Genomic DNA, 17,878 nt, shown 5'->3' on the forward strand with positions numbered 1-17,878 from the left:
GTGGACAACAAGATCGCAGTAGGGGTATGCGCCGCAGCGGACTCGAGTGATCCCCGGCTCGTCTGGGTTGGTCCTGACAGTGATGAACGTGCTGGACGGCTGGTTAGTCAATCCAGTCGGTCCGTTGGTCAGTCCCGCGAAGGGGATCGGCAGGACCGTGTCGGACGGGGCTGCGCTCACGGTCGGGGCGGCTAGCAACAATGCTGCGAGTGCAATCCCAGCGAGAGTAGTCATGCTGCGGGGCATCGAAGCGGTTCGGAACATGGTTCCACCTCCTGCAAGGCGTCGAGCTGAGCGTAGCCGGGCGGATCCGCTGGCGGTGTGGCAGAGGCTGCCGAAACCCCGCGATGCTAGTGAGAGCAGTCCTAGTTGCCGGTCGGTCCATGGCGCAGGGTTCGTCGCGACGCCGCGCTTGTGGATCTGTTGGTCGGATTCGGTACGACTGATTACGCCACGGCCTTGGCGATCGGATCACGGAAGTGGTTGGTCATGTCCTGCAGGGCCGTTGTGCCTGATGCATCGACGACAAGCTCCCCGTAGTTTTGGTGAGTTCCGGACCCGATGAATGAGGCGAACTTGAGCCCTTCAGCACCGATCTGGGAGAGGGCGTCTGCACCGTCAGAGCCCGCCAAGGCGGTGAGGCTCGAGGCGAGCCCTCCAAGGTCCCCAGCCTGTGACTGCTGGGTGATCTGCTGTCCAGTCGTCGTGGCCGCAGACACTGAACCGAGCTTGGACGCCTCGGTCTTCTGGCCACCGCTGAGTGTGCCCACCGCGATCTTCGCGAAGTCGAGGATGTGGGGGAGTGCGCCGAGGCCGGCTCCGATGATGTCGCCGGTCTCGATGGCGTGCCAGAGCTGCTTTTGGAGTTCGCCGGCGGTGTTGGCCAGACCGATGATGTCGAGGTTCCCGACGAGGCCGACGATCATCGAGATGATCTGTGCGGCGCCGGATGGGTCGGGCATCATCGCGATCAGGGCCGCCGCGGTCTTGTAGTCGAGTCCGGCGGCGAGCTTGATGAGTGGCTCGAATAGGACGTTGATGCGGTCGAACTCGGCGTGGACAGCCTTGACCTTGGCCATCGGATCGAGACCGGGATCGAGAACAATGTGCGGGATCCGGTTGAACAAGATGTCGAGGACTGTAGGGATGTTGTTGGCGAGGTCGAATGCGTTCGTCCCGATGTGCGTGACCTGGTTGATGAGCACGCTCGGCTTGATGATCGAGAGGGCGTCCGCCGCGAGTGACAGACCATCAGCCGGAGTGGCGGCCAGGGGGGAGACCTGGTTGGACAAGGTGTCCACCGATGTCTGCAGCTGCTGCACCTGATCCGGCGTGGAGGCATTCTGAGCCGTCCGCGCGATGGTGTCCGCGGCCTGAAATGCACTCCTCAGGTCGATGCCTTTGACCTTGTCGACGATCTGGCCGGCGGCGTATTCGGGAGTCGAAGCGTCCGCGGTCATGAGCGTCTGTTCCACGGCCGGATTCTGGGTTACCCAGCTAGTCGTATCGGCCAGCGGAACAAGGGTGTTGGCAACATCTGTCGCCGCCGATTCCATGCTCTCCAGGTCCGGAGCGCCGGACTGCAGCTGCTGCTGCAGGGTCTCGATGTTGCCGGCCAATCCCGGAAGATTGACCGTCGAGTAGTCGGACACCAAGGCGTTCTGCAGACCCGCGGTGGTGGTTTGAGATCCATCGCTCTGCTGCGGAGCGGAAGCAGTCGGAGGCTGGGCAAGCACTCGCCCAAGTCCTGCGAGCAATCCATCCTTGCCGGCGTTGGTCGAGCAGTAGAGGTCGTCGGGGGCGCAGTACGAACGCGTGACTGCAGCTGTCTTTCCGAACCCGCCCGGCCTGGCCCCCGCGATCCCGACTCCGTCGATGGGAGGACCGACGAGAGTGTTGTCGCCATTCGAACTCTGCCGTGGGTCGGCAACAAGACCGACGGCGATCAACTTCTCTGCCGGGATCGGTCCCTTGTCGTGTCCGATCAACCATGCCAAGTCGCCGGCCACGTCCGCACCCTGGCTGTAGCCGCCGAGTGCGAACAGAGTGTTCGGGCATTGCGTTGCACGGGTCTGCATCACGCGCGCGCCGGCCGCGATGCCAGATGCCTTACTGGTGCCATAGGTCTTGCCCTTGTTGAAGGCGGACGCTTCGTACGCCGGATAGGTGATCTTGATGGAGCTGCCGAACAGCTGGGAAAGAGGATCGGTTACCTGCTTGAGTAGACCCTTCGCGACGTCAGGATTAGCGGTCGAGTCCGTTTCGAACGTTCCCGGCATCATCACCACTTCCACTGCCGGGCAGCCCGATGATGCCGGCGCCGCCTCGGCCTGACTTGGCGACACAACCGCGATGAGGGAGGCGAGGAGTGCAGCGAGCAGGGAGGCGACGAGCAGGGGCACCCGGGCGCTGTAGTTGGCGTGACCGGCCTCAGGTGTTGGTGTGTGAAGGTTCGTCATGAGTGTTCTCTTTTCGTCAGCGATACAGCGCCGGCACGAGGACCCGACCGCTGTCGATATGAGTGGTGATGTCGCGGGGGAGAAAGTTAGCGACAGTGAGAGCGACTCTGCTCATCACATGCGAGGACTCGGCGAGCAGTCCGGGACGAGCGATTGTGGGGTGGGTGAGTGCAGCATCGAATCCTCGCGTCGCTTCGAGGAGCAAGGACGTTTCGGTCAGAAGAAACGCCGCCGCGATGAAGACCATGACGGTGAACAGAGGCGCGAGACTACGGGTCATCAGATCGCCGCAGTAGTCGTTGCAGCCCGACGACGACCACGTGCAAACCGGGGTCGAGGAGTCGGCGGGTTGGAGGCGACGACACTTTTACGAATGCGTGTGACCGCGCGGTAGAGCCGCTGGCGAAGCGCTGCCGGAGTCATCCCAATCTCCGCGGCAATCACTGCCAGGTCGCAATCGGTCTGCTCGAGGTATGCCCGCTGAATCAGGGTGCGATCGAGGTCGTTGATGACCTTCTTTTCGACCGCCCAGGAGAGCAGCGCCGGAGCAGAGATGTTCGCTTCCGGTTCGTTCTCAGCACTGTCGGACTCGTCCATGACATCGGAGGCGGGGATCTCCTGGGCGAAGGTTTCCTCGCGCGTGATCTTCTTCAGCGTGTGCAGGAAGAGCGCCGCGTAGACGTTCTCACCGGAGGGCCTGTAGGTGGCGATCAGTGACATGAACGTGGCCACAGTGGAGGCAGCTCTCTCATCGCACGCGTGATACCGATCGTGCCCACTGACCCGTGCGTGGCGCGTCAGGGAGATGAGCTTGCCGAGCATCAGCTGCAGTAGCGCTCGCCCGGCAAGGGAGCTTCCTTCCTGATGCAGTGTCAGCAGCGCCAGAAGCACACCATCACGATCTCGGCGGTGCGCCGCGGCGAGATCGTTGAGGTCCGCGACCTCGCGGAGCGCGTCCTGGCTCACCGACCACGTCAAGACTTCGGCGGCGGCTGCGGGGCGAGTGCAGAGGTACATCCACTCGGTGTTCAAGCGGCTGTACAGATTGCTCTGCGCGGTGCTGCGGACCGGCGTTGCCGATGAAGCTGTGGTGGCGGTGGGTGCGTGGGTGGACGTTTCCACGATCGGTCTCCTTTGGGCGCGGGCGAGGTGGTCTCGCGCCCAGTACAGCAACCGGATATTGCCTCTGACCTGCGTGTTTGTTGTTGCCGGAGGGGTTGTCGTTATTGCCAGGGCGTTGTTGCCGTGAAGGTTCCGGCTGTGCGGCGGTGGGCAGGAAGTGTCCCTCACGTGCGCTCTTTCGGCTGGAGGCAATAACCCCTTGGTGACTGCAGAGAAAACTTCAAAAAAGTTTCGCGAGCGATGTCACTCAAGCCCCCGGACCCGGATCTTCCTCCAAGTAGAGGCCCACTTTTTCTGTGTGGCGCTCTTCCAGACCCCAGTCGCCAGGAGGACCGGATGCATGAGCTCGACAACTCGCTGCAAGCCCAGCTGCACGATCTCGGCTACGTGCACGCCGTCACCGAGGAGATCCGCCGAGTCGCGGCAGCCCTGGCGGTGAACCCTCTCGATGAAGAGGCGAGCACTTCGCTGTGGCTGTTGGTGTTCGTCGAAGCCCCGGCCGCGCGCGCCGCGCTGTCGCGGGCGTCCGCACTCGACGTCACAGTTTCCGTCCCCGATTGCGCAACGTCCGACCCGACGACAGAAGCCGGCATCCGATGAAAATCGACCTCGCGAAAATCAACAACTTCGGCCGCAGCCCCATGAGCAAGACCGATCCCGCGTCTGAAAATGTCGTCGACTCCGTTGTCGACGAAGCCGAGGAGTTGGCGCGCGCGGAGCGTGCACAGTGGGGCCTTCGGCAGGTGTGGACCACCCGACTTCTCAAGGCAGGAATCGTCGCCGCGCTCGGCGCCGGAATAGTTGCCCTGATCCTCGTCGTCTTCGGATCCTCGCCCACCCGGAGCCTCACCGACAACGCCACCAAGGACACCACAGACGTCGACACAGTCGGTCAGGCGAAAGCCGAAGATCTTGCTCGGCAGTTCGTCGTTGCCTGGCTCCAGGCGACGCGTGGGGATGAACAAGAACTCGATCATTTCGTCTCGGGAAAACCGAGCCTTCCGAGCGCGCCGTTGTTTGCTGCGACTGATCCGGCCGTCGCGTCGATCGACTACGAGCAGAAGTCACGGACGTACGCGGTGACGGTCTCGGTGTCAGTTCGAGCCGCCACTGATGCGAATGCGCCCACTGTTCGTCGCTACTTTCAGGTGCCGGTTGTGGTCACCGAAGCGGGCGTGAGGGCCGCCGCACTCCCCGCCGCAGTAGCTGGCCCGTCGACCTCGATCGACGTCAGACTCGGCTACAAGTACCGGGTCGCCAACCATCCCATCGCCACGTCCGCTCACGAGTTCCTGTCCGCGATGTTGACCGGCAACGGGGAAGTAGCGCGCTATCTCACGCCGGGGGTTTCGATCGCACCGATTGTTCCGGCGCCGTATCGCAGCGTGGCAATCACCGATGTCTATTCGTCGGAAGACCTGAGTGCTGCCAGTGCATCGGCACCGCTGCCTGACGGTGATGTTGTGCGCCTCCTGGTGACGGCAGCGCAGAACGTCACAGAGGTCGGTTCGGTCAGTGGGCAGTACGCGCTGACGATGACCTCCCGCGGCGGCCGGTGGGAGGTCAGCGCAATTGACGCAACGCCGTTGTACCCGCCGGCGGCACCCCGAACACCATCCTCGTCAACGACCGCACCGAGCTCGACCACACCGAGTGCGGGTGCCCCGGAATCCGCATCGTCTGATTCAGGTCAGGTTCCCGCATCGTCTGAATCAGGGCAGACCCCCGCACTTTCAGTGCCGGCTGCCGGCGACGTGCCGTTGTTTTCCCCGTCAGGAACCGATCCTCATTCATCCGGAAGGTAACCCATCATGTCCATTGCGCTCGCCGCCACCGATCCCAACAACGCGGTCCTCGCTGTAGGGCTTTTCGACAAGGCGCAGGAGTTCACCAGCGACGGCAAGCTGCTCCTCCAGTCGGCCGCCGGCTGCCTCGTTTTGTTCTTCCTTCTCAAGAATCTGATGGCCTCATTCACAGTTGCGCGACTCATCACATCAGCGCTCATCGGTGGTGCAGCACTGTGGGTCGTCTTCAACATGGACGTCCTGAAGGACTCGACAGGTGAGGAGTTGGAGAGCGCTCCCGCCGCGGTGCACCTCGTGGCCGAGCCGAGTTCCGGCTTAGACCTTCCCGTGTGATCTCCGCTCGTTCGCACCGGTTGAAAGACGCTTGTCTGCAATGACCTCATTGCGCGACCGACCTCTACAAGGGAGGCTCCAGTGTTCGATGTAGCTAGCACTGCGGAAGCGGGTTCGCGGCTTCGCCGGCATGAAGTCACGAGTGGGCCGGTGCTGCGATGAGCGACGAGCGCACCACCGGGGAAGTCATCAAGAACTTCACCCGCGCTCGCAAGGTGCCGCAGCTGATCGGGCGTACACCCGACGGAAAGAAGCTGCCGTTCGGTCCCTATACCGTTCCGCAGGCCGTCAGCGGCGCAATCGTCGGTGGGCTCCTGTGGCTCCTGCATCCACTGTGGCTTCGGGACAGCATTTCCTGGAACGTCGGATTCTTCGCCTTCTGGTCACTGGGCACCGTCTTTGTCGTTGGCAAACTCCGGTTTGCCGGCCGGAGCCCCGCCTCAGTGGCACAGGGAATCTGCGCCGCAGCCTTCGCGCCGGCCGGTGCCAAGATCCAGATCAACGGCCGCCGGGTGACCATCCGGCCACCCCACCTCGTGCGTCCGAGTGGCTACATCACTGCCGACCCCACGGCCGCCGAACTCAGCGCCACGGTCGTCCCGCAGGCCGTGCACATCGCCGCCGCCGAGGTCACCGAAACCGCATCGGCGGAACCTGTCGCACCACGACCGCAGACCTCCGCGCCGGTGCCCACACCGGCAAGCGGGCCCACCCATCGCGCCGGCCGATCGAGCGTCAAGGAACTCCTCGCTCTGGCTGCTGCAGGCACCTCCGAGTAGAAAGCACCGCCACTATGGAACAGCCGACACTGTCAATGGCCGCGAACATCCGGTGGACGAAGTCCGGCGTTGTCTGGGCGGACTACGTGCTCACGGGCATCGACTACGGTTACCGCCCCGACGTGGACAAGCGCACTGCTCGTACCCTGCACACGATGCTCGTCCGCGCCCTGCCGGGCGAGTCACTGTTGATGGGCATCGCAGCATCGTTGAGCGCCGAAGCCGTCGTTTCCCGAATGACCGAAGGCGTCGATCTCGATGCACACCCGGACTGGGCAACCGAATGCGAAGCGACTCTCGACTCGATCGAGCTATACCGCCCGGGGCAGAGGATCTACTGGCTGAGCATTCCGCTGACCACACCCAAGGTCGTCGATCAGGTCAAGGCCGCGGCTCATTCGGCCTGGACCACACTCTCCGACTACATCGGGCTGCCGCGGACCGCAATTGATGATGACGAGATCCGGGCCCGTGTCCGGCAGGCCAACCGGATCATGGCCGACATCCCCGGTGTCTTCGATGCGCAACCTGCCACTCCCGCTCAGATGGTGTGGCTGTGGCAGCACGCGATGACGCGCGGACTGCATGTCGACCCTGACCTGCCCGACGCAGCCGTGACGCCAGGAGCAAAGTCAGGTGCCGCCCTGTCCGCATGCCGGATCGACGAGGGCGCCCAATCGGATCGAGAGAAGGCTTCGGGTTGGCGAGGCAAGGTCCCGACGTTCAGTCGGGTCCTGAAAGTCGACCAGCCATACGAATTCGTCGACCACCCTGCCTCCTACCAAGTGCTCCTCGCGCTCGCTGACACCCCCGCCGGTGGCGTCTATTTCCCCGGCTCGGAGTTCTTCACCCTCGCTGACGACTTCGGCGATATCGATGTCGACTTTGCCGTACGGCTCAAGGTCACCGCCGGTGCCGATGTCATGCGAGCGAACAAGCGCGCGCTCGAGAACCTGAAGGAGCAGTACGAACAGCGGGAAGGAGAGTTGGCCGGCGGCCAAGGTGTTCTCGACCTCGCTGCCGCCGCGTTGACCGAATACACCTCGTTGCTCGAGACGAACCGCGATGAGGTCGAGGTTGCCTGGACGGCGTTGTTCGCGGTAGGAGCTGATTCCGAGGAGCGTGCACTCGCTGATGCGAAGGCATTGGTGAAAGCGTTCGAACAGCAGGAATACAAGGTGGTCGCGCCGGTCGGCTACCAGGAAGACCTGTGGTGGGCGATGTTGCCTGGCGTTCCCACCTCGAAGATCGTCCGCGAGTTCGCGCAGATCACCACATCGACGCATTTCGCGGCGTACATGCCGTTCATTCGCAACGATCTCGGCGATGGCAGCGGTCCGCTGTTGGCACTGAACATCACCACTTCTCGGATCGGTGTGGTTCACCACGACGTCGCCGGAAAGTCCCTGCGCGACCAGTCCGGATCCTTCGCGGTCACCGGTGAGCTCGGATCGGGCAAGTCGGTCACCATGAAGGTGATCGCCGGCCAGGTCGTCGACTGCGGGGGGCAGGTCATCGGTATCGACCAAAGCGATCTCGGCGAGTACGCCAATTGGGCCAAGGCCGTCACCGAGGCAGTCGTGGTCGACCTCGTCGAACCCGAATACAGCATGGATCCACTGAGGATCTTCGAGGCCGGGGTCGCAGCAGAAATGGCCCAGTCCGTGTTGTTGACACTGCTCCGGATCCAGCCTTCCTCAGACCTGGGCATCGCATTGGCGAAGGTGCTCGAGCCCGAGTACCGCGCAGAGCACCCCTACCAAGGTTTGGGCGAGCTGACCGAACACCTCCTGTCCGGGGCTTGCCCGATCGCCCACGCCCAAGATCTCGGCGAAGCGATGAACGTCTACGCCCGCCGCACCTACGCCGCGGTACTGTTCGGCAAAGATCTACCCCCGCTGCCCATTACTGCTCCCGGCATCATTTTCCGCACCCACAAGGTCGACTTGCCGACCCAGCTGCAGACCGAGAAGCAGCACCTCTATGAGAACCTGCCGCTGGAGAAGCGGTTCGGTCACGCGGTGTACACCCTGATCGCGAAGGTCGCCCGCGGACAGTGCTTCGCCGACCCCGACCAGATGGCGTTGTTCCTCGTCGACGAGGCACACCACCTCCTGGGCGCCGACGACGGAGTCGACATCGTCGAGGACTTCGTGCTGCAGGGCCGCAAGTCCTCTGCCGCCGTGGGACTCGGCGACCAGGACTGCGCGTTCGGCACCCCGAAGCTGCGCGGACTGATCAAGACCCGCATCGCGCACCGGCATACAGACGAAACCCTCGCCAAGCGCGCCATTGAATGGCTCGGCCTCGACCCGGACGACTACGGACTGGTCAAGCAATACATGGAGCAGACAGCTCCGGTAACCGGAAAAGACAAGTACGTCGAACCGCACCGCCGCGGTGAAGGTTACATGCGCGATGGCAGCGGAAACGTCGGTCGTATCAAGACGCTGCTGCCGGCAACCGAGTCTCGCCGAAGTGCAGTGTCGACCACTCCGAAGGACAACAAGCTGGTGAAAGCATGACCGCGGCCGCGGCGTCCTCCCGTGAACGGGAGGTGGTCGGCGCCCCCGAACCCCGGGAGTATTTCAGTGTCCGCGCCGCGGCCACACGCTCACTGCTGCGGCTTGTCACCGCGTGGATTCCGCAATCCTGGTTGACCGCACTGATACACCTGACCCGTCCAGTGACCCGCTGGCTGTGGGCACGCTGGTGGAGCCGGCTCCTGATCCGCCTCATCGCCGGCTGGCACGCGGCCGGCGCCATCGTGATGATCGTGGCGACCCCGGCTCTCGCCGATCCCGCCGGCGGCGGCGGTGCGAGCCCGTTCTTCGCCTGGATGAATCTGAAAGATTCGCACGGCATCGACGCGTGGGGCTACTTCCTGTCCATCGACAAAGGCAACGCGTCGGTGGGCGGCGGCTGGCGGATGATCTGGGCGTACATCATCACCCTCGAATACGAGGTCTTCCGCTTCCTGATGGCAACGGGCATCTGGTTCATCACCTGGGTGCTCTCGTTCGAATGGCTCGACCTGATCCTCACGCCCGTGCGCGCCATCGCCGACTCGGTCACCTCCATCACCGACCAGTTCGCGCTGACCCCGCTGATGCTCACAGTCGCCGGACTCAGCGTCGCCATCTGGATCATCCGCGGCCGATTCTCCACCGGAATCTACGAGCTCCTCATGTCCTGCGTCATCGCGGCCGCGGCCGTGGGCGTTCTCTCGAACCCGGTTGATCGCGTCCTCGGGGACGACGGGCTGGTGCTGTCGGCGCGAGATGCGGGCCTGGAAGTCGCCTCAGGGCTGGCGAACGGTGGTGATACCAGCGGAAACCCGCAGACCGAGATCGAGACGATCGAATCGAAACTCGTCGACACGTTCATCCGCCAACCAACGCAACTGATCAACTTCGGAGTCGTTCTCGATGCCCCGGAAAACAACGGGAAATGCGTCAAAGAGTTCGACGCCGCGTACCTCGTGAAGCCCAAGGAGCCTGGACTCGCGGACAAAGCGCAGGACGTCGTCTCCGAGATCGCCCCTGGGGCAGGCGTAGCCCTTGACCTGATCAATCCCGACGCGAAACCGGAAGACCGCGTCAAAGATGCCATCGCCAAATGTGAGGGGGAGGACGGGCCGATGAAGGCCTATGCCGACAACCCCGGTCCCGGACAAGCAATGGGCCTGTTTTTCCTGATCTTCGCCGGCGCACTCCTCATGGCCTTCGCGATCTACCTCGCCGGCCGATTGATCATCGCCGCAGGTGTCTCGATCGGCAATGCCATCAAATCGATACCAGGAGTCGTCCTCGCCATCGCACCCTCGATGCGCGGGCAGTTCTGGCGGACCATTGCCAACGTCGCAATGGCGTTGCTGCAGATGATCTTCGCCATCGTCTTCCTCGTGGGATACGTCATGGTCGTCGAGGATCTCTTCGCTGCAGACGAATCGAACCTGATCCGCACGGTGTTCTTCGTCGACATCTTCCTGGTCACCGCACTTCTCCTCTTCCGCCGAGCGGTCAAGGGAATGAAGCGACTGTCGGACAACCTGGCAACAATTCTGGCTAAACGGCCCAACGCCGCACCGACCGCCATTAGTCGCTCAACGCCCACCACAGCGCGCGACATCGCTGCGATGGCCGCCAACGGACGCCACCTGTACCAGGGCGGAAAGGCCGCGGTGAAGGGGGCAGGAGCACTAGCGAAGAAGTCCGGCACTGCCGCGGCAACGACCGGAAAAGTCGCAGCCGGAGCCACGTCGACCGCAGCAACCGGCGGGGCAGCTGCAGTGCTGGTTGCCGGACGGGTCCTCTCCTCGACGGCGAAGCGAGCGAAGAACAAGGTCGACTCGATCGCCGATCCCGACAGCTACCCGAAGTCCACCTCAGGCACGGTCGGTGCCCAGACCAGTCGTGGAACCGCCGCTACGAACGCTGCTGCCGACGCTGTCCGGAGTCGACTGTCGAAAACGGCGGTGTCGGACAAGGCCGGCATCAAGCACCCCATCGGGGTCGCCCCGTCATTGCCGGTCGCCAATCCTGGCCAGGTCCGCGCCTCGGCCACGACGACCAGTAGCCCTGACGGTCGCCGATTCCGCGAATTCACCACCACGTCTGGGGCGCCGGTGATGTTGCCGACTACACCGAGCCGCACCCCGCGACCAGCCAGACCCGCCTCTCCTGAAACAGGGATCCCCAACGGTTCAGCGTCGAAGACTGCTCAGCTGCTCGCTGCCGCAGCGCAGTCCGGATCCGCGCCGGTAGTCAAGCCGAGCGCACTGGCCCACCGAGCTCGCTGATGACGCTCCTCGACACACCACCGTCGACCCCGGACACACAGGAAGGCAGCTCGAAAAAGTGGTGGTGGCTGCTCGCCGGAATACCCGCCTTCGCCATGGTCATCATGATGGCTCCGATACTGGTCATCCTCGCGACGACCGGTAGTGACACGAACTGCGGTCAACCTGTGCCAGACGCCGGCGGCGGCAGCCTCATGGGAATCAAGCCCGGATCCCTCGCGGTCCCGATGGCCGAAGGCACCTACACAATCAGCTCACCCTTCGGTATGCGCGAGGGAGGCATGCACGACGGCCAGGACTACGCAGCACCACTGGACACCCCGTTCTACGCCGCCGGTGACGGCGAAGTCATCGCCGCAGAGCCCGCCGCCGGCTACGGACACTGGATTCGGATCCGGCACACCATCGAGGGCCAGATCGTCGAATCCCTATACGGGCACATGCAGGCGTCCGGGGTCCTCGTCCACACCGGAGACAAGGTCAAAGCGGGCCAACTGATCGGCAAGGTGGGCAGCGAAGGACAGTCGAGTGGACCGCATCTTCACTTCGGCATCTACCCCGGAGGCTGGTCACTGGGCGGCGGAGTAGATCCCATTCCGTGGCTCAAACAACAAGGAACCATATCGCCCAATGGAGGACCAGCAGAGCTGGTCGCACATTCCACCGGTGGCGATCTACCACCGCTGCCCGCCGACAAAGGCAGCGAAGCGCACATGCAGGTCGACTCCATCCGCGTCATGCGCACAATCGCGGCGGCCTTCCCCGAGATCGCCACCATCGGCGGATGGCGCCCCACCGGCGACGTCGCCCAGGACCACCCCGACGGCCGCGCGGTCGACATCATGATTCCCGACTCCGCGAGCGCCCAAGGGAAGGCGCTCGGCGACAAGATCGCCCTGTACCTCCAACAGAACAAAGTGGCCCTCAACGTCGAGTACTTGATCTGGCAACAGCGCTACTGGGATGGCACCGGTGACTGGTCACTGATGGAGGACCGTCACGGCTACACCGCAAACCACTTCGACCACGTACACGTCACACTCGAGGGCGGCGGGATGCCGACCGTCGACTCCCACTACGGCAGCGCTCCGGGCGGTACGACCACCACGGAGCCGTGCCCGCCAGAGGGCGGTGATCAGACCAAGTTCGCCCCTGGCAGCATCCCGCCGCAATACACCAACGCAGTCTCGGCTGCTGGGTCTCTGTGCCCAGAGGTGAGCCCGGTTCTGATTGCCGGCATCGTTCAACAAGAGTCCGGGTTCAACGAAAAGGCCGTCAGCAAGGGCGATGGCGTAAACCAGGGCGGCGCCGAAGGAATGAGTCAGTTCATGCCGGAGACCTGGAAGGCTTTCGGTACGGATTCCGGTCTAGATCGAAACGGAAAAGCGGAACCACCGAACGCTGCCGACCCGTTCAATCCGTACGACGCGATCGCCTCGGAAGGGCACTATCTCTGCCACATCGCCGACTACCTTCGACCGCATCACGACAGTGGAGCCGTCAACGGCGACTTCACCGATCTGATCATCGCCGCCTACAACGGCGGGGAGGGTGCCGTCGTCACCTACGGCGGGATTCCGCCATTCGGCCAGACTCAGGCATACGTGCCGGCCGTGCGTGAGCACATGAAGAAGTTGTCGGCCTGACACTCGCTCGGACGTTATTGCCACACCGAAGATCGGCGCCCGGCACTAAGGCCGGCCACCCACCGCTCGGTAGTGGAAAGTGCGCACTCGGGCAGGGTGAGGCGAATTCATGCCCGTCCCGGGTGAAGTCCGACCCCTTGGCAATAAGGGGTAAGCGGTCCCGCCTCGGGACATCAGCGCAGATCTTCAGCGACACGAAAAACCCCCTGGCGGGGGTGTTTTCGCGAGGAGGACTTGGCAGGTCCTCCGCTTATGGCCTTGGCCGGGCCGTCACTTTTCTGAGGTGAGGTCGAAAGTTGGCGCATTCGAAACTCGTGAAACTCGTACTGCAAACCCAGGCCCAGGGTAACTGACTGCTGCCCGGCCGGCAGCGTTACTCGGACGGGAGGAGCAACCATTTCTTCCGCCCCTGCCGCGAGCGAGCGGCAACGCCGAACTGTTCGTTCAGAGGAGCCCTGCCGGTTGAACCCGTTACGGATGCCGGCGGTGGCGGGACGGCGTTGGGACGGGTTCGCGATCGTTGTGCGAGACCAGCGAGATCAGTGGCATGGCACCAAGGACAGGTACGCACGCGAGGGTCAAGGAACGGATCAACACGCGTGAGATGGGTTGTTGCCTGAGCGGAAATATATCCCTACGCGGGGGATTCGCTCCGTCCATGCTCTCTTCGTTGCGCTGTTCGGAGCGTAACCCACGTGTCAAGGGGGTGGTGGTGCAAATCGGGGATGTCCCGGCTCAGTGCATCTGATGCCGACTCAGCAGATCAGATGCGGCCGACGGTCGATCTGATGCCTGACTCGGTGAATCTGATGCCGGGTCCCCTGGTCGCGGTCGACGTCCTCGTGCGTCGGGACTCAGGCCATGTGCAATCGGTCGGGCGGCACGCCAACAAATTCCACGCGCATCAGATTCAGTGAGGCGAAGTCGAACATTGCGGCTCAGACAATCTGACGCACCGCAGGTCGGCGGCATCAGATTCACTGAGCCAGGACAGGGGATTGCCGTACCGGCATGGCGGTGTCGCAAGGTCGGGTCAATGGGATGAGGATGGGATGCCTCCCAGAGGACTCCACCATGAGGCGATGAGCGCACCGCCTCCAGATGTGGAGCGAGCGCGGATCAGAAAACTTGGCCAGCGCGTGTCACACAAGCTCCCTTACCGGGATCTTCCTCCGAGTAGGAGAGATCAATCAGCGGCGAGGTGGTGTGCTCGCTCGCGCAGGAGGGAGCAGCGTGGAAATGCGAACTGATCAGCGAACTGCGAACGCAAGGTGGCCGCGGCACGGATCGACAGTTGGATACGCCGAGTCAGGAAGTACGAATCGGCGAGCGGAAGGCAATCGCGGTGCCGGCACGCTCGTGATCTCCTCGCCGACTGGTGAAGGCGAGGCCTGGCGATGACAACCACACCTCCGCAGCAAAGTGGTGCGCGGTTTGCACGCTCTCCCCGAATCAGTTCCTTGCCGCCGCGGCCGCACACCTGGCTTCGCGACAGTTTCTGCTTGGGTACCACCGCGGTCGGTGCCAGCGCCGCCGCTCCTCTGTTCGGATACAGCGCCCTCGCGATGCCCGCCGCGGCGGGCTTGTCGATCGCTGCCGTCTACGCCGGAGTAGCCGGCAAACGTAAGCAGCTTCGCGATGTCGACGTCGACGAGGTGATCGAAAGGCTGTGCCCGATCGTGGGGCTGCCGGAGGCCACCCGGGCGGTGCTGTCGACGTCGAAATGGAGTCGTGGATGGCCGGGACTTCCGGGGAAACTCACCGTGCACTACGACTCGACACAGGCACTGAATGACGAGACGTGGCTCGCTGATATCTGCGGGGTCTTCGAAGATCAAGGGTGGGGTTTCTTCGAACTCGACAAGCACGACCCCGCCCGCCGGCGCCTGATCTTCACGCCCGCTGCCGAGCCGGAACGAGAAGTCTCCGACAGCGACCAGGTTGTGCGCGCGAAGCGGATCATCGCCCAGCTGTTGGGCCCGACCGCGACCGTAACCGCAATCGACGTCGCCGCCGAAACCGGCGAAGTGACCTCAATGGAAGTACGTCATGAACTTGGTCCGAAACTGGAATCGGATGGCTACCGGACCCGCGTCGAACGAGGAATGAGCGCGACGTTGCCCGGTCGCTGGAGAGCACGGTGGAACCTTGAAACGGATTGGGTTCGATTCGAGCAACGCACAGCATTCCCGGACAGCGTCTGGTTGCCGGCACCGGACCTCGACCCCGGGGCCGATCTCTTGGCCAGTTACGACTCGGTGGAAATTCCGTACGGAATCGACGAAGACGGCAACGAGGTTGTGTGGAGGCCGGCGATCGACCCGAACCTGATGCTGATCGGCCCACCCGGAAGCGGTAAGACCGTGACCGCCCACAATCTGTTGGTCAACTTCTCGCGACGTGGATGGCCGATCTGGGTCCTCGACGGCAAGTACGTCGAATTCCTGGGATTCCAGGACTGGCCCAACGTACAAGTCGTCGCTACGACCATCGAGCAGCAAGTGGCGTTGGTCCACCGCGCCCGCGATCTCATGGAGTTCCGCTACCAGAAGATCGTTACCGGTGAGGCGACCGAAGCGGACTTCGAACCAGTACTGGTCTTTCTCGACGAATGGGCCGAGTTCCGCGGCAACGTCGAAGATTGGTACTCCAGGGTCAAGCCGAAAGGCGGCACCCGACAGCCACCGGTGCTCAACATGCTGGCGTCGATGGCACGCAAGGCCCGAACCTCGCGAGTGCATCTAGTCTTTGGAACTCAGCGTCCCGACGCGCAGTACTTCCTCGGCGACATGCGTGACAACTTCGCCATGCGCATCTCCATGGGCCGGCTCTCACCACAAGGGGCGCTCATGATGTGGCAATCACCGACGATCGGTACCAGCGTGCCCCGCAAGTGCCGCGGCCGCGGCACCACCGTCACCGACAACTATCAGCCCATCGAGATCCAGTGCTACCGCGTACCCGACCCCCGCAAGACGCGCGCCGGCACCTTCGAGTCCGATCTGCTCGACACCCTCCGACCGCCGATAACACGCCATCCGCGATTGCTGATCGTCCCACCGGACGAACTTCCGGACATCGACGCCACCGACGACATGTCCGATCCAACACCGCTGACGTACTTCGACTACATCGAGGCCGAATGGGTACTGGCCAGCGACCGGCCCGACCTCGATCCGGTACTCAGAAGAGCGAAGATGACCCACGAAACCGATCGGCGTCTCGCGTCACCGACGGCGCTTCTCGGGCTGCTCGGGGGCCGCGCCGAGCCCACCAACGAAGCGGCGGTAGAGCTCGACGACTACCGCACCCCGACGGCCGTCAAGAACGGCGCCACTGACGCCGCCTCGTTCCTCGATCAGCTCTCTGCTCCACAACTCGGTGAATCCTCCGCCGCTCGGGGGGAGTCCTCACGCGCTCGACTAGCCCTGGTCAAAGAGACAGCAGCAACCGAACCAGAGATTCCGGCGGACGGCGGAGCCGAGGTCTTCGGAATACCGGAGGATTCACCTGACACCTACGAGGACCAGTACGGGCCGGTCCGCGATGTTCGCGCTGCCGATGTAGCACTCGGGGACCTGTTGCTGATGGAGGACATCGACGAATGGGTCGTCGTAGACACCGATCCCGAACCGGACATCATCGAAGACTCATTGCTGTCACTGACCTGGCGAAGCGACACCGATGAGTTCGGCGACCTCGCCTTACCTGATAGTTCCTACGTATCGATTCGCAAACCCATCCATGTATCTGGCTGAGCTGGCAACGGGACGGCTCTCCATAGCGGATCGATTCGAGTCGATCAATCCCGACGGCGGTGTGTACCGCGTGGACCTGACCGTCTTCTGACCAGGTCACCCCGAGCGCACGCTGTCCGGCGTCCGAAGGATCAGGGCTGCTCTTGCGGGCCGAACGGGGGAGCTGCGACGAAGGTCCATCCCGACTCGCGATCCCAGTGCCAGCCTTGTCCGAACCTCCCAATGAGCCACAGGTCCGTGAACCCCTCGGGCAGTTTGGGTGAACGGCTGGGCATCTTGTCGAACTGGAGCGGCGCCGCGAAGTGACGGTGCTCGCCGAACTGCGAGTCCTGCACGGGCTCTGGAGCACCGTCGAGGTGGAGGTACACGCCGTGATAGGGGAGCTCCGGTTCCGACATGACCTTTTTGCGGATACCGGCTGGGTCCTTATTGTCACTGGCCAGGAACGCCTCGACGACCTCGACCGTGCTGTCGGGAGTCGTGGTCCCTGTGGCGTGCGACATGAAGTCTATGGCCACTCGCGTTGACCGCTCGCCTTCGCGGACCCTCACTATCTGGACAACTCCTGCGATGGCGTTGAGTTCGCGTTCGAGCTCCACCGTGCTGGTATCTCGCCTGCCTCGGACAAGGGCATCTACGCCCTTGTCCTCCAGCTTGCGGAGCAGTGGACTCAATCGCTCCTGTAAGCCCCGAAAAGTCACGCCGAACTCACACATGACAGCCCAACAACAAGACAGAGTGGAATCGTCGAACCCCCTGAACCGCTGCCGGTATTGGCCAACAGAGCTGCGGTAGTCGGAGTTGGTAATCGAACCCACTTCCAGGACTCCGATGCACCGCCGACACTCGTCGATCTCGGGTTTGTCGAAGACCCGGTAGTCGACCATTCCGTTCTCGCTACCGTCGTCATACGGGTCCAGCCACACAGAAGAGTTGTGTTCGACCATGCGGTGGGCAAGCAGCTCGACGTCTGATTCGCCCTTCTGAGCACGTCCTTTGCGAGCCACCATCACGTCCTTCCTGTCGTTGACAGTGCGAAGGGTATCGGCGCGGGCGATCATCCAGGGATCCGGTGTCCAGAAACGGCCGGTCCGGGAAGGGCGTCCGACAGCTTGTTCTGCGGCGAGCTGACCGTCCCTCCAGAGGTTCCTTATCTGTGATGCGGACCCCCGTAA

At 63.3% G+C, this 17,878-nt stretch carries 12 protein-coding genes; 8 read left to right on the plus strand and 4 right to left on the minus strand.

Features of this window, described 5'->3' with window-relative positions; all coding sequences use genetic code 11:
* Nucleotides 1–446: 446 nt before the first annotated feature.
* The 3 genes from RHA1_RS40850 to RHA1_RS40860 all read right to left on the minus strand — a co-directional run bounded on the left by RHA1_RS40850 (nt 447) and on the right by RHA1_RS40860 (nt 3,425).
* The gene (locus RHA1_RS40850) at nt 447–2,402 is read right to left on the minus strand and encodes a cutinase family protein (protein WP_237727095.1); all 1,956 of its coding nucleotides are present in this window, start codon (nt 2,400–2,402) and stop codon (nt 447–449) included.
* A gap of 73 nt (nt 2,403–2,475) precedes the next feature.
* Nucleotides 2,476–2,739, minus strand: coding sequence for a hypothetical protein (locus RHA1_RS40855; RefSeq protein WP_011599888.1), 264 nt, complete (start codon nt 2,737–2,739; stop codon nt 2,476–2,478).
* Entirely contained in the window at nt 2,739–3,425 is a 687-nt protein-coding gene (locus tag RHA1_RS40860; protein WP_237727096.1) for a sigma-70 RNA polymerase sigma factor region 4 domain-containing protein, read from the minus strand. Before RHA1_RS40860 ends, RHA1_RS40855 begins: the two co-directional genes overlap by 1 nt.
* Nucleotides 3,426–3,917: 492 nt before the next feature.
* Between RHA1_RS40860 and RHA1_RS40865 the strand changes: the two genes are divergently transcribed.
* From RHA1_RS40865 to RHA1_RS40900, 8 genes are all read left to right on the plus strand, one after another.
* Entirely contained in the window at nt 3,918–4,181 is a 264-nt protein-coding gene (locus RHA1_RS40865; protein WP_016880438.1) for a hypothetical protein, read from the plus strand.
* A complete protein-coding gene (locus RHA1_RS40870; protein ID WP_011599891.1) occupies nt 4,178–5,386 on the plus strand; it encodes a conjugal transfer protein in 1,209 nt (402 codons plus the stop codon). The genes RHA1_RS40865 and RHA1_RS40870 overlap by 4 nt, the downstream gene beginning before the upstream one ends.
* Before the next feature lie 6 nt (nt 5,387–5,392).
* Nucleotides 5,393–5,719, plus strand: coding sequence for a hypothetical protein (locus tag RHA1_RS40875; protein ID WP_005563479.1), 327 nt, complete (start codon nt 5,393–5,395; stop codon nt 5,717–5,719).
* A gap of 158 nt (nt 5,720–5,877) precedes the next feature.
* Nucleotides 5,878–6,498, plus strand: coding sequence for a hypothetical protein (locus tag RHA1_RS40880; RefSeq protein WP_011599892.1), 621 nt, complete (start codon nt 5,878–5,880; stop codon nt 6,496–6,498).
* A gap of 14 nt (nt 6,499–6,512) precedes the next feature.
* Entirely contained in the window at nt 6,513–9,023 is a 2,511-nt protein-coding gene (locus tag RHA1_RS40885) for an ATP-binding protein (RefSeq protein WP_011599893.1), read from the plus strand.
* The gene (locus RHA1_RS40890; protein ID WP_011599894.1) at nt 9,020–11,299 is read left to right on the plus strand and encodes a hypothetical protein; all 2,280 of its coding nucleotides are present in this window, start codon (nt 9,020–9,022) and stop codon (nt 11,297–11,299) included. Before RHA1_RS40885 ends, RHA1_RS40890 begins: the two co-directional genes overlap by 4 nt.
* Nucleotides 11,299–12,945, plus strand: coding sequence for a M23 family metallopeptidase (locus RHA1_RS40895; RefSeq protein WP_011599895.1), 1,647 nt, complete (start codon nt 11,299–11,301; stop codon nt 12,943–12,945). Before RHA1_RS40890 ends, RHA1_RS40895 begins: the two co-directional genes overlap by 1 nt.
* A 1,397-nt stretch (nt 12,946–14,342) precedes the next feature.
* Nucleotides 14,343–16,703, plus strand: coding sequence for an FtsK/SpoIIIE domain-containing protein (locus tag RHA1_RS40900; protein WP_011599896.1), 2,361 nt, complete (start codon nt 14,343–14,345; stop codon nt 16,701–16,703).
* Nucleotides 16,704–16,834: 131 nt separating this feature from the next.
* Here the strand turns inward: RHA1_RS40900 and RHA1_RS40905 are convergent, their stop codons facing one another.
* Nucleotides 16,835–17,764: a hypothetical protein gene (locus tag RHA1_RS40905; RefSeq protein ID WP_011599897.1), complete on the minus strand. Its 930-nt coding sequence runs from the start codon at nt 17,762–17,764 to the stop codon at nt 16,835–16,837.
* Between the last annotated feature and the right edge of the window lie 114 nt (nt 17,765–17,878).

It is taken from the genome of Rhodococcus jostii RHA1 (assembly GCF_000014565.1).
In the GTDB taxonomy this organism is placed as follows: Bacteria; Actinomycetota; Actinomycetes; order Mycobacteriales; family Mycobacteriaceae; genus Rhodococcus_F; species Rhodococcus_F jostii_A.